Raw genomic sequence first — 22,561 nt, forward strand, 5'->3', positions numbered from 1 at the left:
TCGCTCTGCTATCGTTTTCGTAATTCCTCGAACGGCAGGTGACGACATGGATCTCGGACTGAAGAACAAGGTGGTGCTGATCACGGGCGGCAGCAAAGGCATCGGGCTCGCGTGTGCGCGGGCGTTTGCGCGCGAGGGCGCGAAGGTCTCGATCGTGTCGCGCGACCCCGCGAATCTCGCGCGCGCCCGCGAACAGCTCGCGAAAGAAGGCCTGCAGGTTCATCTCGCGCGCGCCGATCTGCACGAGGCGCACAGCGCGGCGGAAGTTGTGGAGGAGACGACCCAGGCAGTCGGACCGATCGACGTGCTGATCAACAGTGCGGGCGCCGCGCGCCGCTTCGACCCGGAAACGCTCGATGCCGACGCGTTCCGGTCGACGATGGAAGCGAAGTACTTTCCGTATATCTACACGCAGCAGGAGGTGCTGCGCAGGATGGTCGAACGTGCGAAAAACGCCAACCCGGCCAACCCGGGCAACCCGGGCAGCGCGCCCGGCGCGCCCGGCGCGATCGTCAACGTGATCGGCATGGGCGGCAAGGTCGCGACCGACATCCACATCGCGGGCGGCGCCGCGAACGCCGCGCTGATGCTGTCGACGGTCGGCCTCGCGCACTATTACGCGCGCTACGGCATCCGCATCAACGCGATCAATCCGGGGGCGACGCTCACCGAGCGCCTGCAGGAAGCGCTGAACCTCGAAGCCGGCCAGCAGGGCATCGCGCCGGAAGAGGTGCTGGCCCGCGGCCAGTCGAAAGTGCCGCTCGGACGCTACGCGAAGCCGGAGGAAATCGCCGACGTCGCACTCTTTCTCGCGAGCGAGCGGGCCAGCTACGTGACCGGCGCGATCGTGCCGATGGACGGCGGCAACGTGCCGCTGATCTAGCGCGATCTGGCGGCCGGCGGTGGGCGGCTGGCGTCTACAGGAACCGGTGGCCGAGCCACCACCCTGCCGCGGCCATCACGGCGGACGCGGGAATGGTGAGTATCCACGCCCACACGATGTTGCCCGCCACGCCCCAGCGCACCGCGGACAGCTTCTGCGTCGCGCCGACGCCGACGATCGCACCGGTGATCGTATGCGTCGTGGATACCGGGATACCGAGGAACGAGGCCAGGAACAGCGTCAGCGCGCCGCCGGACTCCGCGCAGAAACCGCCGACGGGCTTCAGCTTCGTGATCTTCTGGCCCATCGTGCGGACGATCCGCCAGCCGCCGAACAGCGTGCCGAGGCCCATCGACACGTAGCAGCCGCCGATCACCCACAGCGGCGGCGCGGCAGCCGACATCGACGCGTAGCCGGTCGCGATCAGCAGCATCCAGATGATGCCGATGGTCTTCTGTGCGTCGTTGCCGCCGTGGCCCAGGCTGTAGAGTGCGGCGGACAACAGCTGTAGGCGCCGGAAGCGCCGGTCGACCTTGCTCGGCGGCGTGCGGAAATACATCCACGACACGACCAGCATGAAGAACGAGCCGAGCACGAAGCCCAGCAGCGGCGAGATGATGATGAACGCGACCGTCTTCATCAGCCCGTCGAAATTGAGCGCGCCCCAGCCCGACTTCGCCAGCGCCGCGCCGACGAGCCCGCCGATCAGCGCGTGCGACGAGCTCGACGGAATGCCGTAGAGCCACGTGATGATGTTCCAGCCGATCGCGCCGACGAGCGCGCCGAACACGACGTAGTGATCGACGATGCCGGGATCGATCGTGCCCTTGCCGACGGTCTGCGCGACCCTCAGGTGAAAGATGAAATACGCGATGACGTTGAAGAGCGCGGCGAACGCCACCGCCTGCTGCGGCTTCAGCACGCCGGTGGAGACGACGGTGGCGATGGAATTCGCGGCGTCGTGAAAGCCGTTCATGAAGTCGAACACGAGCGAGATCGCGACGAGCAGCGCGACCGCCCAGATGGCCAGTTGGATCGAATGCATCAGGGCGTCCGCTCAGGCGTTTTCCAGCACGATGCCTTCGATGATGTTCGCGACATCCTCGCACTTGTCGGTGATCGTCTCGAGCAGCTCGTAGATCGCTTTCAGCTTGATCAGCGTCTTGACGTCGTCTTCCTCGCGGAAGAGCTTCGACATCGCCGCGCGCAGCACGCGGTCCGCTTCGGACTCGAGCCGGTCGATGTCCTCGCACGCTTTCAGGATCTGGCTCGCCTGCTTCAGGTCGGACAGCATCGCGACCGCCGCCTGCACGCGCTCGCAGGTTTTCGTCGAGATGTGCGCGAGCTGGCTCGCCTCCGACGTCACCGACTGCACGTCGTACAGCGAAATGGCCGTTGCGACGTCCTCCATCAGGTCGAGGATGTCGTCCATCGTCGTGATCAGCTTGTGGATTTCGTCGCGGTCGAGCGGCGTGATGAAGGTCTTGTGCAGCAGGTCGATCGTTTCGTGCGTCAGCTTGTCGGCGGCCTTCTCGGCTTGCTGCACGTTCTGCTTGTGAACTTCGGCGTCGTGGAGATTATCGATCAGCAGTTCGAGTTCGTGGCTCGCTGAGACGATGAACCTGGCGTGGGCGTTGAAAATCTCGAAGAACTTGCCTTCGGTTGGCATGAAGCGGCCGAACATTGGAATCCCGGGAAATGGTCATGTTGTGACTGACATAAAACTGCCACATTGTACCGTTTCGGGGCACTCCGACGCACCCACTGCATGCATCGGCGCGTCGCGCGAGCGACACATCCGGTGCCGTTCGCGTCCGCCTTCGCCCGCCCTCGCCTTTAATCGCTGTAGAAATTCTGCGCGCCGGCGAAGTTGTCGAACTTCGTGAACTGCCCGTGGAACGTGAGCCGCACCGGGCCGATCGGACCGTTACGCTGCTTGCCGATGATGATTTCCGCGGTGCCCTTGTCCTGACTGTCCGGGTTGTAGACCTCGTCGCGATAAATGAACAGGATCACGTCCGCGTCCTGTTCGATAGCGCCGGATTCGCGCAGGTCGGACATCACCGGCCGCTTGTTCGGGCGCTGTTCCAGACCGCGGTTCAGCTGCGACAGCGCGATCACCGGCACGTCGAGTTCTTTCGCGAGGCTCTTCAGCGAGCGCGAGATTTCCGAGATTTCGGTCGCGCGGTTTTCGCCCTGCGAGGAGCCGCTCATCAGCTGCAGGTAGTCGACGATGATGAGGCCGAGCTTGCCGCACTGACGCGACAGACGCCGCGCGCGCGAGCGCAGTTCCATCGGGTTCAGGCCGCCGGTTTCGTCGATGAAGATCTGCGCCTCGCTCATTTTCTGCACCGCATGCGTGAGCTTCGGCCAGTCTTCGTCGGTGAGGCGCCCGGTACGCATCCGGTGCTGATCGAGCCGGCCGACCGAGCCGAGCATACGCATGGTGAGCTGCGTGCCCGGCATTTCCATCGAGAACACCGCCACCGGCAACCCGTACTCGACGGCCACGTATTCGCCGATGTTCATCGAGAACGCCGTGTTGTGCGTCACGACGTAGTCGTCGGTGACGTAAAGGCGCGACGGATGCGACACGGAGATGCACCGCGTCTGCGTGATCCGCGTGGGTTCGATCGACACGATCACCGGCATCTTGCGTCTGACGCGCCCACGTTCGAGACGCTCGCGCTTGCCTTCGAACAGGAACAGGCTCTGCGGATCCGGATGGCTGATCGTGCATTGGTATGCCGTCGCGCCTTCCTTGCGTACGCCGTCGCGCACGAACGAGGTCCGCTTCTCCGACACCGAGCACCAGCCGCCGAGCGAGCGCACCAGCTCGCAGACGTCCTGCGCAAGCCGCGGGCTCGCCGTCGAATAGCGCACCGTGCCCCACGACTCCACCCAGCCGTCGGTGTCAAGCAGGCCGCGCAGAACGTCGAGACGCACTGACCTGGCGGCGTCCAGATAGGCGCGCGGAATGAACTTGTCGTGGCTCGTGCAGCCCCAGAGGCTCAGACGTTCGAGCGCCTGCTTGACCGGATTGGCGGCGGGCCGCGCCGCATTCTCGCTCGCAGGTCGATGCTTGATCCGCCAGTCGTACTGGCCGCCGTACGTGAGTTCCATCGCTTCGCCGACGCGCGCACGCATGCGCTCGAGCGTCTCCTCGGCCTTCACGCTGAAGCGCACGGACGTACCGCCGATCGCGCCATCGCCGAGCAGCGCGCCGAGCACCCACGGGTCAACCGGCAAGGTTTCCTCGTGACCGAAATCGCCGCTGGGCAGATCTATCCACAGGCGGTTCTGGTAACGCTTCTTCGTCAGCAGCTCGCGCAACCCCGCCGTATTGACGACCCGAGGCTGGGTCCAGCCGCGATAGTGGACGCGCCACAGGTGCTCGTCGCAGCACTCGGCAGAACGGCCATCGGAAAACCGCACCCGGTAGACCTGCCGTTCGCCCTGCGGGTAGAGGCCGGTCACCATCGAAGGCGCGCCGTCGACCGATGCCAGCGCATCGCCGCGCTCCAGGTCGCCCATCCGTTTCCAGCCCGACAAGGTCTTCACGCGCGCGTCGAGCGGCTGTGCCTTACCCATCGACGGTCTTCCCGCCACGATGATCAGTTCGCCGCCGTGCATGCCGGACGTCATCCGGTCGAGGTCCACGAAGCCGGTCGGTGTGCCGGTCACATCGCTGGGGTTCGCGGTGTGATACAGCGTGTCGATCCGCTCGACCACCTGAGTCAGCAGGGGCCCGATCTCGAGGAAGCCCTGGGTGCCACGCGCGCCGTCTTCGGCGATCGAGAACACCTTCGATTCCGCCTCGTCCAGCAGCTGGCGCACTTCCTTGCCTTGCGGATTGAACGCGTCGGCGGAGATCTCGTCGGCGACCGAAACCAGCCGGCGCAGCACCGCGCGGTCGCGCACGATCTCCGCATAGCGGCGGATGTTCGCCGCGCTCGGCGTGTTCTGCGCGAGCGCGTTCAGGTAGGCGAGACCGCCCACTTCGTCCGCCTTGCCGGCGGTGCCGAGCGCTTCGTACACGGTGATCACGTCCGCTGGACGCGTCGCGGCGATCAGCCTGCCGATGTGCTCGAAGATGATCCGGTGGTCGTAGCGGTAGAAGTCGCTCTGCGCGAGGAAGTCCGCGATGCGGTCCCATGCGGCGTTATCGAGCAGCAGGCCGCCGAGCACCGATTGCTCGGCCTCGATGGAATGCGGCGGGACTTTCAGCTGCTCGATCTGGGGGTCGTTCGGTGCGTTCATGGGTGGGAATTATCCGGCAATGCCGGCTCGCCGGAAAGCACGACGGAAAAATGCTCAGGCAAGCAATCCGGCAAGCCATTCAGGAGGCAATCCAGCACGCGATCCGGCAAAGAAAAAAGGCAGGCCCGGAAATCCGGTTCCTGCCTTTCTGGCTGCCAGTGACCGACGCAAGAGCGCGGGTCCCGGCTTGCCCGACACGCCAGCGATGCTGGCGCGACGAGCGGCGCAACAAGCGCTTAGACGTGCTCGCCCAGCACCGACACAGTGACGTCCACGAGGACGTCCGTGTGCAGCGAAATCTGGACCGGATGATCGCCCACGATCTTCAGCGGGCCTTCCGGCAGACGCACTTGCGACTTCTCGATCGAGAAGCCTTGCTTGTTCACTGCTTCGGCGATATCGGCGTTCGTCACCGAGCCGAACAGACGGCCGTCGACGCCAGCCTTCTGTGCGATCTGGATCGTCGAACCGGCGAGCTTTTCGCCCTGGCCTTGCGCCGTTGCCAGCTTTTCGCCAGCGGCCTTTTCGAGTTCGGCGCGGCGAACTTCGAATTCGGCGATCGCTTCCTTCGTGGCGCGGCGAGCCTGCTTGTTCGGGATCAGAAAGTTACGGGCGTAGCCGTCCTTGACCTTGACGATGTCGCCCAGGTTGCCGACGTTCAACACTTTTTCGAGAAGAATGATCTGCATTCGGTTGCTCCTTGTCGCGGCGCCGGGTTAGGCCTTGTGCTGGTCGGTGTACGGCATCAGCGCGAGGAAACGCGCGCGCTTGATGGCCGTGTCCAGCTGGCGTTGATAGTGGGCCTTGGTACCCGTCAGACGCGCCGGCGTGATCTTGCCGTTCTCGCCGATGAAGTCCTTCAGCGTGTCGATGTCCTTGTAGTCGATCTGTTCGACGCCAGCAGCCGTGAAACGGCAGAACTTCTTGCGCTTGAAGAGCGGGTTCTGTTGCTGACGACGCTTGTCGAATTTCTTACCAGTCGGGCGGGGCATGATTAGTCCTTTCCTGTGTCCTGCATTTCGGTGATGTGAAACACCAGGGTTCGCGCGTTACGGCTCTTTTTCGCCAGAAAACCGGTGAAGAGCGTTTCGACGCCCATTCCGCAGTTTTCGAGCTTGCCGCTCGCCTCGCCTGCCGCCACCGCCGGCATCGTCAGTTCGACCTGCCGGGCGATGCCGGCTTCGACGACTTCCGTGCGGTGCTGCAACGTGCAGCTTGCGATCGGAACACCGGCCGGTGTGTAACGTACCGGTTCGCGTTCGACGATGCTTGCCGAGAGCTGCAGCCTGTTCACTTGACGATCAGTGGGTCAGTTGAACGAAGGGGCGCAAGTGCGACGTGATTCCCTGATGGCTTGTGTCTTTAAGCCTGCGCTTCGGACGGCTGGGCAGCCGCCTTCTTGGCTTCTTCGCGCTGCACTTCCTTCATCATCGGCGACGGGCCGGTTTCGGCCTTCTTCATCTTGACGATGAGGTGACGCAGCACCGCGTCGTTGAACTTGAACGCGTGTTCGAGCTCTTCGAGCGTGGCCTGGTCGCATTCGATGTTCATGCAGACGTAGTGAGCCTTCGCGAGTTTCTCGATCATGTAGGCCAGCTGGCGACGGCCCCAGTCTTCGATACGGTGGATCTGGCCACCGTGCGACGTGATCGTCGACTTGTAACGCTCGATCATCGCGGGCACCTGTTCGCTCTGGTCCGGGTGCACGATGAAGACGATTTCGTAATGACGCATACACACTCCTTGTGGATATAAGCCGCCCGGGCGTCTGAACCGGTGCGGCAAGTGAGAAGCCGGAGATTGTAGCGCGAGTGGCGACAGTGCGCAAGGTTTATTGACGAAACGCGCGCGGTTTCCGGTGTGTTTTCAGGCACTTGGGGGAAACCGCGAAGCCGCTGCATTCCCGCGGTAACCCCTAGAAAGCACGCAGCGCTCAGCTTCCCGCCGCGTCTTTCTCCGTCTGCGCGCCCGCAAGACGCGCGTCGAGCGCCTTGTGGAGTGCCGCGAGCGCGTCCGGCTCGGCGTCGCTGACTGCCCACCACGCCATGCCGGCCGCCTGCCAGCGCGCCACCGCGTAGCCGTCGCGCGGCGCGGCGGGCGCCGGGCCGTCGGCCGCGGGTGCGCCCGGCGGGAACACGTACACGTCGATCACGTGCTTCTTGTAGCGGTACACCAGCACCGCGACCCGCTCGTGCCCCACGTAGTCGAGCCGCCCGCCCACCAGCGCGAAGCCCTCGGGCGCCATGTCGAACACCGGCGGCGCATAGTCGATCCGGCCGTTGAACCACGGCTTCACGGTGTGCCGGTCGGTCGATACGACGTCGATGTCGCGGCCTGACAGTTCCGCCCGCACGTGACTCGCGACCAGTTCGTCGACGAACGGACCGCCATCGTCGCCACTCGCCGCGTGACGCACCAGCAGCGTCACCGCCAGCACCGCCGCGCACAGCGCGAAGCCGAACGCGGCCAGCCAGCGGGTGCTGAACGCGCGTGCACCGGCCGCCGTTCCGCCGTTCGCGGAGCCGTCGCGCGAGTCCTTCGACGCGACGCCGGGAAACAGGAGACCGTTGGGCAGCCATCCACGCCATCCGCGCCCCTTGCCATGTCCGGCCCGCGACGGCCCGCGCCGCGCTTCGCCGGCATCATCGGCGGCCGACACCGGCGCGGCCTCGTCGCCCGCATCGGCAACGCCCGCCGCCTCCACCGCAACCTCAACCGCCGGCAACCCGGCAACGATCGCCGCGCGCAGGCTCTCCGGCGCCCGCTGATAGGCGACCGAGCGCATCGCGCCGGACACCGCGCGCAGCACGGCGCCGTCGCGCTGGCAGTCCGCGCAGCCCGACAGATGCTGCCGCACGCGCCAGTCGTCGGCGGCGGAAAGCTCGCGATCCATGCTCGCATCGAGGAGCGGACGCACGTCGTCACAGTTCATCAGGCGTCTCCCCTACGGACTGGTTGAAGGTGGCGCCGCCCGCAAGCAGCTGCGGCGGCAACGGTGCAGCGACGTCGCGGGCAGCCCCGGTATCCGGCTTGCCGCGCTCGGCCGCCCCTTTGGTTGCCCTCACTGCCGGCGACACGCCCTTGCGCTCCATCGCCATCAGCACGGTGGCGAGCCTGCGGCGGCCCCGCGCGAGCCGCGACATCACGGTGCCCACCGGCACGCTCGCGATCGTCGCGATCTCGCGATAACTCAGTTCCTCCAGTTCGCGCAACACCAGCACCTCGCGATATTCGACCGGCAGCTGTTCGAGCGCCGCATGCACGCGCTCCGCATCCTGCGCCTCGATCGCGAGCGTTTCGGGATCGACGCCGCCACTGGCCCAGCCGTCGAGCGGCGTGTCGTCCTGGTTCTCGTCGAACTCGGCCACTTCCTCCGCCGACGCCCGCCGCCGCCACTCCGTGTACCAGGTGCGCCGCACGATCGCGAGCAGCCACGGGCGCGCGCTGTCGCCGCGGAACGTATCGAAGAAGCGGAACGCGCGCAGGAAGGCTTCCTGCACGATGTCGTCGGCGTCGCTCGGGTTGCGCGACAGCCAGCGCGCGAGGTTGTACGCCGCATCGAGATGCGGCAACGCAAGCGTCTGGAAACGCTGGCTGCGCGCGGCGGCAAGTGCCGCGTCGCTGCGCGGCCCCGCCCGATCGTCTCCGGCCTTCAGCACGGCATCGTCCACTCCGATTCCCCTCGCTCCCCGTGTGCTCGCGGCTCCCCCTTCGGCGGCGCCCGCGTTACGGCATGCATGACCGGCTACGCACTGAGTTTATTCCGCGCCGGATGAAAAATCCGCCGCGCCCGATGCACTTACCGTATGCGACGCGCTTTTATTCCCGCGCGGACGGCTTACGGCAAAAAATAAAAGGGGAATAACGCGCGAAGGCCCGCGGTACGACACGCAACATCCACCCGAAAGGAGACTTGCATGTCGACCACCCTCACCCGGCGCGACTTCCTGCGCCTCGCCGCGGCCGGCGGCGGCGCCGCGTTCGCGTCGGCGCTGCCCGGCTGGGCCACGGCTGCCACCAACCATGCCGACGACTTCTTCTTCGTGCAGCTGTCGGACGCGCACTGGGGCTTCGAAGGCCCGGCGATCAATCCGGACGCGAAAGGCACGCTGCCGAAGGCCGTCGCCGCGGTCAACGCGCTGCCGCAGAAGCCCGACTTCGTGATCTTCACCGGCGACCTGACCCACACCACCGACGACCCCACGGTGCGCCGCGCGCGCATGCACGAGTTCCAGTCGATCGTCGCGAAGCTGGAGGTGGCGCCGCTGCATCTGATGCCCGGCGAGCACGACGCGAGTCTCGACAACGGCGCCGCGTTCCAGGAGATTTTCGGCCCGACGCACTACACGTTCGATCACAAGGGCATCCACTTCATCGTGATCGACAATGTGTCGGACCCGGCCGGCCGCGTCGGCCAGACGCAGCTCGCGTGGCTCGCCGACGATCTCGCGAAGCAGCCGAAGGAGCAGCGCATCGTCGTGTTCACGCACCGGCCGCTGTTCGATCTCGCGCCGCAATGGGACTGGGCGACGCGCGACGGCGCCGACGTGATCGCGCAACTGCAGCCGTATCAGAACGTGACGGTGTTCTACGGCCACATCCATCAGGAGCTGCACACCACCACCGGCCACATCGCGCATCACGCGGCGCGCTCGCTGATGTTCCCGCTGCCCGTCGCGGGCTCGCAGGAAAAGCGGCTGCCGATCCCGTGGGATGCGTCGGCGCCGTACAAGGGCCTCGGCTGGCGCAAGGTCGAAGCGGACGGTGCGCCGCCCGCCTATGCGCTCGATGAAATGCCGATCCGCAATCTCACCTGAACCCGGAGCCGGCCATGACGACATCGATGACCACCGCACGCCTGATGAACCGCCGCCGCTGGCTGGCCCTCGCCGGCGCGTCGAGCGCCGCCGCGCTGCTCGCGCGCGCCGGCATTCCGCTCGCGCTTGCACAGGCCGCGCCGCGCGTGATCAAGGTCCACGCGCGCCGTTTCACCTTCACGCCGGACAAGATCGCGCTCGCGCCGAACGAGCGGGTCGTGTTCGAAGTTACGTCGGAGGACGTGGTGATGGGCTTTTCGATTCCGCAGCTCGGCGTGCGCGCCGACGTGCCGCCCGGCCAGCCGGTGCACGTCGAAGCGCAGGCCGGCGCCGCGGGCAATGTGCAGTTCCTGTGCGACATTTTCTGCGGCTCGGGTCACGAGACGATGAACGGGGTGCTGGTGGTGGGTTGAGACTGGCGAGCCCCCGTCGTAGACACGGCAAGCGCTATTCGTTGCTGCTCCAGTAATCCGGCCGCGCGTACAGCGCTTTCAGATAGTCGATGAAATAGCGCACCTTGGCGGGCACATAGCGCTGCTGCGGATACACGGCAAGGATGTCGTAATCGGGCAGCGCGTATTCGTCGAGCACGGTCTCCAGCTCGCCGCGCGCGAGCTGCTGGTCGATCTCCCACGTGGAGCGCCAGCCGAGGCCCAATCCTTCGGATACCCAACGATGCAGCAGCTCGCCGTCGTTGCAGTCGAGCGTGCCGCCGACGCGCACCGTCACGAGCTTGCCGTTGCGGCGGAAATACCAGCCGCGGTTCTGGCCGCCCTGCAGGTTGAACGCGAGGCAGTTGTGCTGGGGCAGGTCGTCGAGCGACTTCGGCTTGCCGAACTTGCGGAAGTATTCGGGCGTGCCGCACACCACGCGCCGGTTGGTCGCGAGCTTCACCGCGACGAAGTTCGGATCGACCGCGCCGCCGATGCGGATCGACAGGTCGTAGCCCTCGCGCACCAGATCGACCACCCGGTCGGTCAGGTTGAATGACACCTGCAGATCAGGCTTGTCGGCGAGAAAATCCGGCGCGTGCGGCGCGACGTGCTTGCGCCCGTACGCCGCCGGCGCCGACACGATCAGATGGCCGTTGACCGCCCGGCGCCCCGCCGTCAGCTCGTTTTCCGCCTGGTCCCATTCGGTGAGCAGGCCCCGGCAGCGCTCGAGAAACGCCGCGCCCTCCTCGCTCACCACCAGCCGCCGCGTCGAGCGGTAGATCAGCTTCACGCCCAGGCGCTTTTCGAGCGCGTCGATGCGCCGGCCCAGGATCACCGGCGACACCCCTTCTTCCAGCGCCGCCGCGGCGAGGCTGCCCGCGTCCGCTACCCGCACGAACGTTTCGATCTGCTTGAACCGGTCCATCTTCGTCTCCGCCGCTGCCTGTCTCTGCTTTCGGATTGCTTTCGTGTCGCTTCAGGCCGCTGCTCGCCAAATTCCATACTTTTAGTTTCGAAACAAGCGACCTGAGCTGATCTTATCAAACCTTTAGGTCAAGCCTAAAGTCCATCCAACGGCCTTTACCGGCAATCCCGCATCAAGACGCTTCAGAGACTTCAGGAGACATTCATGGCCAAGATGAGAGCCGTCGACGCAGCAGTGCTCGTGCTCGAAAAAGAAGGCATCGACACCGCGTTCGGCGTTCCGGGCGCCGCGATCAACCCGTTTTACTCGGCCATGCGCAAAGCCGGCAACATCAGCCACGTGCTCGCGCGTCACGTCGAAGGCGCATCGCACATGGCCGAGGGCTATACGCGTGCCGCGCCGGGCAACATCGGCGTGTGCATCGGCACCTCGGGCCCTGCCGGCACCGACATGATCACCGGCCTGTACTCGGCGCAGGCGGACTCGATTCCGATCCTCGCGATCACGGGCCAGGCGCCGCGCGCCCGCCTCTACAAGGAAGACTTCCAGGCCGTCGACATCGAATCGATCGCTAAGCCGGTCACCAAGTGGGCGACCACCGTGCGCGAACCCGCGCTCGTGCCGCGCGCATTCCAGCAGGCGTTCCACCTGATGCGCTCGGGCCGCCCGGGTCCGGTGCTGATCGACCTGCCGATCGACGTGCAGCTCGCCGAGATCGAATTCGACATCGACACGTACGAGCCGCTGCCGGTGTACAAGCCGAAGGCGACGCGCAAGCAGATCGAAGCCGCGCTGACGATGCTCAACAGCGCCGAGAAGCCGCTGATCGTGTCCGGCGGCGGCGTGCTCAACGCCGCGGCGGAAGACTTGCTGGTCGAATTCGCGGAAACGATCGGCGTGCCGGTGATCCCGACGCTGATGTCGTGGGGTGCGATTCCCGACGACCATCCGCTGATGGCCGGCATGGTCGGCCTGCAGACCTCGCACCGCTACGGCAACGCGACGATGCTCGCGTCCGACTTCGTGCTCGGCATCGGCAACCGCTGGGCAAACCGTCACACCGGCAGCGTTGAGGTGTACACGAAGGGCCGCAAGTTCGTGCACGTCGATATCGAACCGACGCAGATCGGCCGCGTGTTCGGCCCGGATCTCGGCATCGTGTCGGACGCCAAGGCTGCGCTCGAGCTGTTCGTCGAAGTGGCGAAGGAATGGAAGGCCGCGGGCAAGCTGCAGGACCGCTCCGCGTGGGTCGCGGACTGCCAGGAACGCAAGCGCACGATGCATCGCAAGACGCACTTCGAGAACACGCCGATCAAGCCGCAACGCGTGTACGAAGAGATGAACCTCGCGTTCGGCAAGGACACCTGCTACGTCAGCACGATCGGTCTGTCGCAGATCGCCGGCGCGCAGTTCCTGCACGTGTACAAGGCACGCAACTGGATCAACTGCGGCCAGGCGGGCCCGCTCGGCTGGACGATTCCGGCGGCGCTCGGCGTGCGCGCCGCGGACCCGACGCGTCCGATCGTCGCGCTCTCCGGCGACTACGACTTCCAGTTCATGATCGAAGAACTGGCCGTGGGCGCGCAGTTCAAGCTGCCGTACGTGCACGTCGTGGTGAACAACTCGTACCTCGGGCTGATCCGCCAGGCGCAGCGCGCGTTCGACATGGACTACTGCGTGCAGCTCGCGTTCGACAACATCAACGCACCTGAGCTGGAAGGCTACGGCGTCGATCACGTCGCCGTGGCCGAAGGCCTCGGCTGCAAGGCGCTGCGCGTGTTCAAGCCGGAAGACATCCAGCCGGCGCTGAAGCAGGCTCAGGCGATGACGGCGCAGTTCAACGTGCCGGTGGTCGTCGAAGTGATCCTGGAGCGCGTGACCAACATCGCGATGGGCACCGAGATCGACGCGATCAACGAGTTCGAAGAGCTCGCGCAAACGAAGGCCGACGCACCCAGCGCGATCAGCATGCTCGACTGATTCTCCTGCTTCACCCGGGCGCGCGCAGAGGTACGGCGCGCCCGGCCTGCTGTTCCATTGACCGACCAGAGAGACATTGCAATGCCGAAATTCGCAGCCAACCTGACGATGCTGTTCAACGAAGTGCCGTTCCTCGACCGCTTCGTGGCCGCGGCGAACGCGGGCTTCGACGCCGTCGAGTTTCTGTTCCCCTACCCGTTCGACAAGCAGGATCTCGCCGAACGCCTGGAAGCCAACAAGCTGAAGCTGGTGCTGCACAACCTGCCGGCCGGCAACTGGGAAGCGGGCGAGCGCGGTATCGCGTGCCTGCCGCATCGGGTTGCCGAGTTCCAGGAAGGCGTGGGCCGCGCGATCGACTACGCGAAAGCACTGAAGGTGCCGCAGCTCAACTGCCTCGTTGGCATTCCGAAGGATGTGGATGCCGACAAGGCGCGCGTGACCATCGTCGAGAACCTGCGCTTTGCCGCTGCCGCGCTGAAGAAGGAAGGCATCCGCCTGCTGGTGGAGCCGTGCAATTCGTACGACATTCCCGGCTTCGCGCTGAACCGTTCGGCGGAAGGTCTCGACGTGATCGAAGCCGTGGGCTCGGACAACCTGTTCCTGCAGTACGACATCTATCACATGCAGCGGATGGAAGGCGAACTCGCCGCGACGATCAGGAAGAACCTGCCGAAGATCGCGCACATCCAGCTCGCCGACAACCCGGGCCGCAACGAGCCGGGCACTGGCGAGATCAACTACCCGTTCCTGTTCGGTCTGCTCGATTCACTCGGCTACAGCGGCTATATCGGCTGCGAGTACAAGCCGCTCAAGACCACCAACGAGGGCCTCGGCTGGCTCGAAACGGTGGCCGGCAAATCGCGCGCCGCGGCCTGACGCGCAGGCGTCACCGCGTCACGTACGGATCGACACGAACTTACTTCCTGGAGACACACTCATGGCAACGATCGGATTCATCGGCCTCGGCATCATGGGCGCGCACATGGCGCGCAACCTTCTGAAGGGCGGCCATACGCTCGTCGTGAACGGCGCGTACCCGGTCCCCGAAGACCTGCGCTCGACGACCACGTCGGTCGCGAACTCGACGGCTGTCGCACAGGCCGCCGACATCATCATCTCGATGGTCCCGGACACGCCGGACGTCGCGAACGTGCTGTTTGCCGATGACGGCGTCGCGAAGGGCCTCACGAAGGGCAAGCTCGTGATCGACATGAGCTCGATCTCGCCGCTCGACACGCAGGAGTTCGCGAAGAAGATCAACGCGCTCGGCTGCGACTACCTCGACGCGCCGGTTTCGGGCGGCGAAGTCGGCGCGCGCGAAGCGACGCTGACGATCATGGTGGGCGGCCCGCAAAAGGCGTTCGACCAGGCGAAGCCGCTGTTCGACCTGATGGGCAAGAACATCTCGCTGATCGGCGACAACGGCGCGGGTCAGACCTGCAAGGTCGCGAACCAGATCATCGTCGCGCTGAACATCGAGGCCGTTGCGGAAGCGCTGCTGTTCGCCGCGCGTTCGGGCGCGGATCCAGAGCGCGTGCGTCGTGCGCTGATGGGCGGCTTCGCGTCGTCGCGGATTCTTGAAGTGCACGGCGAACGCATGACGAAGCGCACGTTCAACCCTGGCTTCCGCATCGAGCTGCATCAGAAGGACCTGAACCTCGCGATCGAAGGCGCGCGCAAGCTGGGCATCGCGCTGCCGCACACCGCGAGCGCGCAGCAACTGTTCAGCGTCTGCGCCGCGAACGGCGGCAAGGCGTGGGATCACTCGGCGATGGTGCGTGCGCTCGAAATCATGGCGAACTTCGAGATCGCGCAGGCGCCGGCTGAAGCCAAGGCCGCGTGAGATGACGCGGCCCTCTTCCCGAAAGGGAGGAGGACACAGCAGGACATTCGGCACGCAGCGTGAGTTGCGCAGCGCGCCGGCAGGTGGGGCGTCCTGAACGGCGTGCGGCACGTACTCCGGTCAGGACAAATCGGGCCGCTCTGGGCTGAGAGCGGCTAGTGGGGTCCGCAGCGGCACCCGGCAATGCCGGGGAAGCCTTGGTCGGTCAGACGTCATGGCCGGGTGTCCGCCTGTCGGATTGCTACACACGAAGTGCGCAGCAGCAGTATCTGGTGAGAATCATCGCGAGCGGCTCGCGTCGGAACGACGGCGAGCCGCTTTTTTTACACCGCCTGCGCGACGAGTTCGCGCACCACTGCATCCACATCGATGCGACCGCGCATGATGGCTTCAGGCGAGCCTTCGAAATCGATCCAGCCTTCGTTGAAGCCGTCGAGCATCCGCATCCGCGGCAGCGGTTGCTGCATTCCTTGCGCGCGGAATAGCGCTTCCCAGGTTGTTCGCTCGACTACCTCCGCACGCACCGCTCGACCGAGCACGCGGGCAAACGCCGCCGCGAGTTCGTTCGGGCTCACGCGGCGCGGCCCTTCCAGTTCGACGATACGAAGTCCGCTCCACGTCTGTTGCAGCAACTCGGCGGACACGCGACCCACATCGGCGGTGGCGATCATCGGCACGGCCCGGTCGAGCGGCTGCAGATAGCTCGCGATCACGCCGTCGTCGCGCGCCGACGCGACATCCCATGCGGCGTTTTCCATGAACCAGCCGGGCCGCAGGAACGTGACGGGCATCGGCAGGTCGTTCAATGCCTGTTCCATCAACGTGCGCTGCGTGAGCAGATTGGTCTCCGTGGCCTGCGCGCCGATCGTCGACAGCAGGACGACTTTTGGCGGCTGCGCGATCCGCAGCGCGGCGGATACCGCATCGATCACCCGACGCGCCTCGGGAAAGCCCGGCGCCGGATCGAACTCCGGCGGCGGCAGGATGAACACGCCCTCCACGCCTTCGAACGCGGCGGCCAGCGTCGCGGCGTCTTCCATGCGAGCGATCGCGAGTTCGCAGCCGCGCGACTTCCACGCGTCCGCCCGCGCGGCGTCGCGTACCACGGCGCGCACCTGCCGACCCGCCGCCAATAGCTCGCGCGCCACCGCGCCGCCAACTTTTCCGGTGATTCCTGTCACTGCATACATGGCCAATCTCCTTGCGTGTTCTTGCGTGAATGCGCAGCGCGATGTCCGCTGCACGACGGTCTTCGTGGCCGCGAACGGCATGCGTTCGCGTCGACAGAACGCATTCTGGAGAAACGCCGGTCGAAACAAAATGACATGAATGACATTAAATCGATGACATCAAGTCACTAATACGCGATGATTGGGCCATCGCTTTTGACCCGCAGCGCACAGCCATGACATCGAGAATCGAAAACTTTTCCAGTGGGATTGGCGTGTTCGCCGCCGTCGTCGATGCGGGAACATTTGCGGCGGCCGCGGATGTGATCGGCATGTCGCCGCCGGGCGTCAGTCGCGCGATCGCGCGGCTGGAAAAGCGGCTGAAGATCCGCCTGCTGAACCGGACCACGCGCTCGGTCTCACTGACCGACGAAGGCCGCCGCTTCTACGAGCAGGTGATGCCGCATCTCACGGGACTGGAGGAAGCGGCCGCCGCGGCGGCAGGCGGTGCGGCGGCGGTGCGCGGCAAGCTGCGGGTGAACCTGGACCCGGTCTGCTACCGCGCGATTCTAGGCCCGCCGCTCGACCGCTTCATGAGCGCGCACCCCGAAATCGAAATCGAGTTCATCGCGCGGGACAGTCTCGGCGATCTCGTCGTGGAAGGCTTCGATCTCGCGCTGCGCTTCGGCGAGCCGAAAACGTCCACGCTGGTTGCACGCAAGGTGCTGGATACGGCAGTGCTGACGGTGGCCGCGCCGTCTTATATCGCGCGCTGGGGACGTCCGCTCGAACCGCGGGATCTGGAAAGCCGGGACCATCGCTGCCTGGAATTTCGCAACCCGCAAACGGGCAAGCCGTTCCCGTGGGAATTCCATCGCAAGCGCAAACGTGTCGACGTGGTGCCGCGAGGACGGCTGACCGTGAACGATCCGAGCGCGCTGCTGAATGCGTGCCTGGCCGGATTCGGGATCGCGCAGATGCTGCAGTTCGGCGTCGAGCATCTGATCGCCGAAGGGCATCTGATCAACCTGTTTCCGGATTGGCCCGACGAGCGGTTTCCGCTTTACGCGTACTATCCATCGCGGCATCATCTGCCCGCGAAAACACGGGCGTTTCTCGATTTTTTTCTCGAGCTGACGGCAGGGCATTGACCGGGCGAAGCTCCGCCATTCAGTACCGTTAGTACGTGATCAATACGTATCGAACGTATGCTGCAACGCCGCCGCACCGCTCTGCCCCGCCGCGAGCGCGAGCAGCAGCAGCACGCGCGCCTTGTACGGATTGAGCGTGTCGGCGGACACGAAGCCGAGCGCATCGTCCGCGGCGGCGCCGTTGCGCATCACGTGGCCCGAGCCGACGCGCGACGAACGCACCACCGCGACGCCCTTCGCCACCGCCTCCGTGAGCGCCTGCTGCAGCGACGCGTGGATCGAGCCATTGCCCGTACCCGCGACGACGATGCCCTGCACGCCCGCCGCGACGAGCGCATCGACGGCAACCCGCGACGTGCCTGCATAGCTCGCCACCACCTCGACCATCGGCCATGCCGCGCCGGCCTTGAATGGCGTCGCGACGGTATGCGCGCGCAGCGCGCGGCGCTGGAATTCGACGCGGCCGTCCTGCACCCAGCCGAGCGCGCCGATCTCGGCGGACTGGAATGCATCGACCGCATAGGTGCTGGTCTTCGCGATGTCGCGCGCGCAGTGGATCCGGTTGTTGAACGCGACCAGCACGCCCTGCCCGTGCGCCGCGCGGCTCGCGGCCACCGTCACCGCGTTGAGCAGATTGAGCGGACCGTCGGCGGAAAGCGCGGACGACGGCCGCATCGCCGCGGTCAGTACGACGGGCTTCGTGTGCTTGACCGTCAGCTGCAGGAAATACGCGGTTTCTTCGAGCGTATCGGTGCCGTGCGTGATCACGATGCCGTCGATCGCATCGTCGGCGAGCAGCGTGTCGACGCGTTCGGCGAGCGTGGTCCACAGCGACAGCGCCATGTCCTTGCTGTCGATGCTCGCGACCTGCTCGGCCTGAATGCGCGCAACGGAAGACAGCGCCGGCACCGCATCGAGCAGTTGCGCGACGCCGACGACGCCGGCCTGGTAGCCGGACGTGTTGGCCGCATCCGGCGCGGAGCCGGCGATCGTGCCGCCAGTGGCGAGCACGGCGATGCACGGCAGCGCGGACGCGCCGCCGGCGGAGGGAGTGTGAGTAGAGGTATTCATGGCCGCGATTGTAAGCGATGCGGCCCGTCGCACTGCTACGCGCGCCGCGAAATCACACAGCCTCACGCAGTTGCGCCGCGATCTCCGCTTCGCTCAGATGGGGCGCGAACATCTCGATCAGCTTGTACGCGTACGCGCGCAGGAACGCGCCCTTGCGCAGGCCGACGCGCGTGGTGCTGGCTTCGAACAGATGCTGCGTATCGAGCGCGACGAGCTCCGTATCGCGCTTCGGATCGTAGGCCATTGCCGCGACCACGCCGATGCCCATCCCGAGTTCGACGTAGGTCTTGATCACGTCCGCATCGATCGCGGTCAGCACGACGTCGGGCAGCGCGCCCGCCTTCGCGAACGCCTGGTCGATGTGCGAGCGGCCCGTGAAGTCCTGGTCGTAGGTGACGATCGGGTATTCGGCGATCTCATCGAGCGTCAGGTTCTCGCGGCCGACGAGCGGATGGTCCTTCGGCACCACGACGATGTGATGCCACGAATAGCACGGGAACGTGACGATGTCCGGATAACGGTCCAGCGCTTCAGTCGAGATGCCGAGGTCCGCTTCGCCGTTGATGATCATCTGCGCGATCTGCTGCGGATTGCCCTGACGCAGCGCCAGGTGCACCTTCGGAAACACCGACGTGAACTCGCGGATCACCTTCGGCAGCGCATAGCGCGCCTGCGTGTGAGTCGTCGCGACGACTAGGTGGCCGCTGTCCTGATCCGCGAACTGGCGCGCGACGCGGCGCAGGTTCTCGGCATCGAGCAGCATCCGCTCGATCAGCTGATGCACCGCCTTGCCCGGCTCAGTGAGGCCGGTGAGCCGCTTGCCGCGGCGGATGAAGATGTCGACGCCGAGCTCGTCCTCGAGGTCCTTGATCTGCTTCGACACGCCCGACTGCGACGTGTACAGCACGTTCGCGACCTCGGTCAGGTTCATGTTCTGGCGCACGGCCTCGCGCACGAAGCGCAACTGCTGGAAATTCATGATGTCTCCGGTTCAGCCGAAGTTGATTGGATTATGCAATGCATGACATGGGGATGCGTACTTCGACGCGCGCTGCGGTACTGGTTCACTGCGTCACTGCGTCACTGCGCCGGCGCCGGGAACACGCGCAGCGCGCGCGGCACGGCCGTTACGCCGTCGCCGACTTCGAGCTTCAGCTCGCGCCACGTTTCGCGATCGAGCTGCGCTTCGAGCACGCCGCCGCTGTCGCCCACCAGCTCGACGCGTACCGCGCCGCCCAGCGGCACGACCCGCCGCACGCCGACCGCGATGCCGTCGCTGACGCCCGCCGCCGGCACCACCGCGTGCGGGATCAGCTGCAGGTCGTGCGGGCGCACGTACGCATACGCGGGACCTTCGAAGCCGGCGGATGCGGCGATCGGTTGCGCGGCGCCATCGACGGTGAAGCCGCGCGTCGATGCATGACCCTGCAGCCGGTTCGCCGCGCCGAGAAACTCGTACACGAACGACGTCTGCGGATGATCGTAGACGTCCTGCGGGCTGCCCACCTGCTCGACGTGACCGTGATTCAGCACGACGATGCGGTCGGCCACTTCGAGCGCCTCTTCCTGATCGTGCGTGACGAAGATCGTCGAGATATGCAGATCGTCGTGCAGGCGGCGCAGCCAGCCACGCAGTTCCTTGCGCACCTTCGCGTCGAGCGCGCCGAACGGCTCGTCGAGCAGCAGCACCTTCGGCTCCACGGCAAGCGCGCGCGCCAGCGCGATCCGCTGCCGCTGACCGCCGGACAATTCGGACGGATAGCGCTGCGCGAGCCAGTCGAGCTGCACGAGCTTCAGCAGTTCATGCACCTTCTCGCGAATCACGGCTTCGGACGGACGCTCGTTGCGCGGCTTCACGCGCAGCCCGAACGCGACGTTCTCGAACACCGTCATATGGCGGAACAGCGCGTAATGCTGGAACACGAAGCCGACCTGACGCTCGCGCGCGCCCACTTCGGCCACGTCCTGACCTTGCAGCACGACCTGGCCCGCATCCGCGAATTCGAGGCCCGCGATCACCCGCAGCAGCGTGGTCTTGCCGCAGCCTGAGGGCCCGAGCAGCGCAACAAGTTCGCCCGGCGGAAAGTCGAGCGACACGTCGTCGAGCGCGGTGAAGTCGCCGAAGCGCTTCCGCAGGTTGCGAACGATGATGCTCATGATGACAGCTCTCCTTGCTGGACGGCGTGCTGAAGCGGGGTGCTGACTACGGTTGTTGCAGATGCGCCGCGTGCGTTCTGCGTGTGCAGTGGTCCTGCATGCGCGGGCACATCGGCGCCGCGCGCATCCTGCGCCATGTGCCGCTCCGCGAGCAGCTTGAGACCGAGCGTGACGAGCGCGAGCAGCGCCAGCAGCGACGCCACCGCGAATGCCGCCGCGAAGTTGTATTCGTTGTAGAGGATCTCGACGTGTAGCGGCATCGTGTCGGTCTGGCCGCGAATGTGGCCCGACACCACCGACACCGCGCCGAACTCGCCCATCGCGCGCGCGTTGCAGAGAATCACGCCGTACAGCAGGCCCCAGCGGATGTTCGGCAGCGTCACGCGGCGGAAAATCTGCCAGCCCGAAGCGCCGAGCACGTGCGCGGCTTCTTCCTCGTCGGTGCCCTGCGCCTGCATCAGCGGAATCAGTTCGCGCGCGACGAACGGGAACGTGACGAAGATCGTCGCGAGCACGATGCCCGGCACCGCGAAAATGATCTGCACGTTGTGATCTTCGAGCCACGGACCGAACCAGCCCTGCGCGCCGAACAGCAGCACGTAGACGAGCCCCGAGATCACCGGCGATACGGAGAACGGCAGGTCGATCAGCGTCGTCAGCAGTGCACGGCCCTTGAACTCGAACTTCGCGATCGCCCACGAAGCCGCGAGACCGAACACGAGATTGAGCGGCACCGCGATCGCAGCAGTCAGCAGCGTCAGTTCGATCGCCGAGAGCGCGTCCGGATCGGCGAGCGCCGCGAAGTACACGCCGACGCCCTTGCTGAACGCCTGCGCGAACACCGCAGCCAGCGGCACCACGAGAAAGAACGCGAGAAACAGCAGCGCGAGGCCGGTCAGCAGCCAGCGCACCGCGCGCGGTTCGGTGACGGGATCGGCGCGGCGCGCGCGTCGGTCATTGCCTACAGCAGGTGAACTCATTGCGCGCCTCCCGTGGCAGCCGGATGAGCTGACAAAGCAACCGGCGCCGCGCCCGAACGGCTGGTACGACGCTGCAGATACCACTGCAGGCTGTTCACGAACAGCAGCATCAGGAACGACACGACCAGCATCACCACCGCGAGCGCGGTCGCGCCGGCGTAGTCGTACTGCTCGAGCTTCGTGATGATCAGCAGTGACGTGATCTCCGACTTCATCGGCACGTTGCCCGCGATGAAGATCACCGAGCCGTATTCGCCAAGCGCGCGCGCGAAAGCCAGCGCGAAGCCGGTCAACAGCGCGGGCAGCACGGCCGGCAGCACGACGCGCCGGAACGTGAGCCAGCGCGATGCGCCGAGGCACGCCGCGGCTTCTTCCTGCTCGCGCTCGAACTCTTCGAGCACCGGCTGCACCGTGCGCACCACGAACGGCAGGCCGATGAAGGTCAGCGCGACCAGCACGCCGAGCGGCGTGAACGCGATCTTGATGCCGAGCGGCTGCAGCCACTGGCCGATCCAGCCGTTGCCCGCATAGACCGCTGCGAGCGAAATGCCGGCAACCGACGTGGGCAGCGCGAACGGCAGATCGACGACCGCATCGACGATGCGCTTCAGCGGGAAGCGGTAGCGCACCAGCACCCACGCCACGAGAAAGCCGAACACAGCATTGATGCACGCACCGCCGAGCGCGGCGAGAAACGTGAGCCGGTACGACGCGAGCACACGCGGCGACGCGACGGCGCGTACGAACTGATGCCAGTCGAGCGTCGCGGTCTTCAGGAACGTGGCGGCCAGCGGAATCAGCACCACGAGGCTCAGATACGCCACCGTGATGCCGAGCGTCACGCCGAAACCGGGTAACGCGCTGGGCTTGCGCAAGGTCAGCGTCGTCATG

22 protein-coding genes and 1 pseudogene are annotated in these 22,561 nt (G+C 65.9%); 7 read left to right on the forward strand and 16 right to left on the reverse strand.

The genetic code is table 11. From position 1 onward, the window contains the following. Positions 1-46 precede the first annotated feature (46 nt). Positions 47-883 (forward strand): SDR family NAD(P)-dependent oxidoreductase, encoded by an 837-nt coding sequence (locus DVS29_RS02850; protein WP_118178926.1) that lies wholly within the window; start codon positions 47-49, stop codon positions 881-883. A gap of 34 nt (positions 884-917) precedes the next feature. Here DVS29_RS02850 and DVS29_RS02855 read toward each other — a convergent pair whose 3' ends face one another. The 9 genes from DVS29_RS02855 to DVS29_RS02895 all read right to left on the reverse strand — a co-directional run bounded on the left by DVS29_RS02855 (position 918) and on the right by DVS29_RS02895 (position 8,802). Then, complete coding sequence (locus DVS29_RS02855) at positions 918-1,928, reverse strand: inorganic phosphate transporter (protein WP_118178927.1); 1,011 nt, start codon at positions 1,926-1,928, stop codon at positions 918-920. A 12-nt stretch (positions 1,929-1,940) separates the two neighbouring features. Then, complete coding sequence (locus tag DVS29_RS02860; protein ID WP_118178928.1) at positions 1,941-2,567, reverse strand: DUF47 domain-containing protein; 627 nt, start codon at positions 2,565-2,567, stop codon at positions 1,941-1,943. Between the two features lie 152 nt (positions 2,568-2,719). Continuing rightward, positions 2,720-5,143 (reverse strand): replicative DNA helicase, encoded by a 2,424-nt coding sequence (dnaB, locus tag DVS29_RS02865; RefSeq protein WP_118178929.1) that lies wholly within the window; start codon positions 5,141-5,143, stop codon positions 2,720-2,722. A gap of 236 nt (positions 5,144-5,379) precedes the next feature. Beyond that, the gene (gene rplI / locus DVS29_RS02870; protein WP_118178930.1) at positions 5,380-5,832 is read right to left on the reverse strand and encodes a 50S ribosomal protein L9; all 453 of its coding nucleotides are present in this window, start codon (positions 5,830-5,832) and stop codon (positions 5,380-5,382) included. A 27-nt stretch (positions 5,833-5,859) separates the two neighbouring features. Continuing rightward, entirely contained in the window at positions 5,860-6,135 is a 276-nt protein-coding gene (rpsR, locus tag DVS29_RS02875) for a 30S ribosomal protein S18 (RefSeq protein ID WP_012400321.1), read from the reverse strand. A 2-nt stretch (positions 6,136-6,137) separates the two neighbouring features. Further along, positions 6,138-6,437 carry a primosomal replication protein N gene (gene priB, locus DVS29_RS02880; RefSeq protein ID WP_118178931.1) on the reverse strand — a complete coding sequence of 100 codons (300 nt, stop codon included), beginning with the start codon at positions 6,435-6,437 and terminating at the stop codon, positions 6,138-6,140. 68 nt (positions 6,438-6,505) lie between these two features. Further along, positions 6,506-6,877, reverse strand: a complete 372-nt coding sequence (rpsF, locus tag DVS29_RS02885; protein ID WP_118178932.1) for a 30S ribosomal protein S6 — start codon at positions 6,875-6,877, stop codon at positions 6,506-6,508. A gap of 199 nt (positions 6,878-7,076) precedes the next feature. Then, the gene (locus DVS29_RS02890; protein WP_118178933.1) at positions 7,077-8,075 is read right to left on the reverse strand and encodes a zf-HC2 domain-containing protein; all 999 of its coding nucleotides are present in this window, start codon (positions 8,073-8,075) and stop codon (positions 7,077-7,079) included. Continuing rightward, complete coding sequence (locus DVS29_RS02895) at positions 8,065-8,802, reverse strand: RNA polymerase sigma factor (protein ID WP_240655444.1); 738 nt, start codon at positions 8,800-8,802, stop codon at positions 8,065-8,067. The genes DVS29_RS02890 and DVS29_RS02895 overlap by 11 nt, the downstream gene beginning before the upstream one ends. 258 nt (positions 8,803-9,060) lie before the next feature. Here DVS29_RS02895 and DVS29_RS02900 point away from each other — a divergent pair. Both DVS29_RS02900 and DVS29_RS02905 read left to right on the forward strand, forming a co-directional pair. Next, a pseudogene (locus DVS29_RS02900) lies at positions 9,061-9,970 on the forward strand (metallophosphoesterase family protein); the annotation flags it as partial. 4 nt (positions 9,971-9,974) lie between these two features. Then, complete coding sequence (locus DVS29_RS02905) at positions 9,975-10,373, forward strand: cupredoxin domain-containing protein (protein WP_240655432.1); 399 nt, start codon at positions 9,975-9,977, stop codon at positions 10,371-10,373. A 34-nt stretch (positions 10,374-10,407) separates the two neighbouring features. Here DVS29_RS02905 and DVS29_RS02910 read toward each other — a convergent pair whose 3' ends face one another. Further along, positions 10,408-11,319, reverse strand: coding sequence for a LysR family transcriptional regulator (locus tag DVS29_RS02910; protein ID WP_118178936.1), 912 nt, complete (start codon positions 11,317-11,319; stop codon positions 10,408-10,410). Between the two features lie 204 nt (positions 11,320-11,523). Here DVS29_RS02910 and gcl point away from each other — a divergent pair, with 204 nt between their 5' ends. The 3 genes from gcl to DVS29_RS02925 all read left to right on the forward strand — a co-directional run bounded on the left by gcl (position 11,524) and on the right by DVS29_RS02925 (position 15,142). Beyond that, entirely contained in the window at positions 11,524-13,299 is a 1,776-nt protein-coding gene (gene gcl / locus DVS29_RS02915) for a glyoxylate carboligase (RefSeq protein WP_118178937.1), read from the forward strand. Between the two features lie 81 nt (positions 13,300-13,380). After that, positions 13,381-14,175: a hydroxypyruvate isomerase gene (hyi, locus tag DVS29_RS02920; RefSeq protein WP_118178938.1), complete on the forward strand. Its 795-nt coding sequence runs from the start codon at positions 13,381-13,383 to the stop codon at positions 14,173-14,175. A gap of 61 nt (positions 14,176-14,236) precedes the next feature. Further along, the gene (locus DVS29_RS02925) at positions 14,237-15,142 is read left to right on the forward strand and encodes a 2-hydroxy-3-oxopropionate reductase (protein WP_118178939.1); all 906 of its coding nucleotides are present in this window, start codon (positions 14,237-14,239) and stop codon (positions 15,140-15,142) included. Between the two features lie 323 nt (positions 15,143-15,465). Here DVS29_RS02925 and DVS29_RS02930 read toward each other — a convergent pair whose 3' ends face one another. After that, positions 15,466-16,332 (reverse strand): NmrA family NAD(P)-binding protein, encoded by an 867-nt coding sequence (locus DVS29_RS02930; RefSeq protein ID WP_118178940.1) that lies wholly within the window; start codon positions 16,330-16,332, stop codon positions 15,466-15,468. Positions 16,333-16,547: 215 nt separating this feature from the next. Between DVS29_RS02930 and DVS29_RS02935 the strand changes: the two genes are divergently transcribed. Further along, a complete protein-coding gene (locus DVS29_RS02935; protein WP_118178941.1) occupies positions 16,548-17,462 on the forward strand; it encodes a LysR family transcriptional regulator in 915 nt (304 codons plus the stop codon). 39 nt (positions 17,463-17,501) lie between these two features. Here the strand turns inward: DVS29_RS02935 and DVS29_RS02940 are convergent, their stop codons facing one another. From DVS29_RS02940 to cysT, 5 genes are all read right to left on the reverse strand, one after another. Further along, positions 17,502-18,533 (reverse strand): asparaginase, encoded by a 1,032-nt coding sequence (locus DVS29_RS02940; RefSeq protein ID WP_118178942.1) that lies wholly within the window; start codon positions 18,531-18,533, stop codon positions 17,502-17,504. Between the two features lie 52 nt (positions 18,534-18,585). Further along, on the reverse strand, positions 18,586-19,512 hold the full coding sequence (locus DVS29_RS02945) for a CysB family HTH-type transcriptional regulator (RefSeq protein ID WP_118178943.1): 927 nt from the start codon (positions 19,510-19,512) through the stop codon (positions 18,586-18,588). Positions 19,513-19,613: 101 nt separating this feature from the next. Next, a complete protein-coding gene (locus DVS29_RS02950; RefSeq protein ID WP_118178944.1) occupies positions 19,614-20,690 on the reverse strand; it encodes a sulfate/molybdate ABC transporter ATP-binding protein in 1,077 nt (358 codons plus the stop codon). Further along, positions 20,687-21,670 (reverse strand): sulfate ABC transporter permease subunit CysW, encoded by a 984-nt coding sequence (gene cysW / locus DVS29_RS02955; protein ID WP_118178945.1) that lies wholly within the window; start codon positions 21,668-21,670, stop codon positions 20,687-20,689. Before cysW ends, DVS29_RS02950 begins: the two co-directional genes overlap by 4 nt. Continuing rightward, positions 21,667-22,560, reverse strand: a complete 894-nt coding sequence (gene cysT / locus DVS29_RS02960) for a sulfate ABC transporter permease subunit CysT (RefSeq protein ID WP_118178946.1) — start codon at positions 22,558-22,560, stop codon at positions 21,667-21,669. Before cysT ends, cysW begins: the two co-directional genes overlap by 4 nt. Position 22,561: the final 1 nt, after the last annotated feature.

It is taken from the genome of Paraburkholderia phosphatilytica (genome assembly GCF_003443895.1).
GTDB classification, from domain to species: domain Bacteria; phylum Pseudomonadota; class Gammaproteobacteria; order Burkholderiales; family Burkholderiaceae; genus Paraburkholderia; species Paraburkholderia phosphatilytica.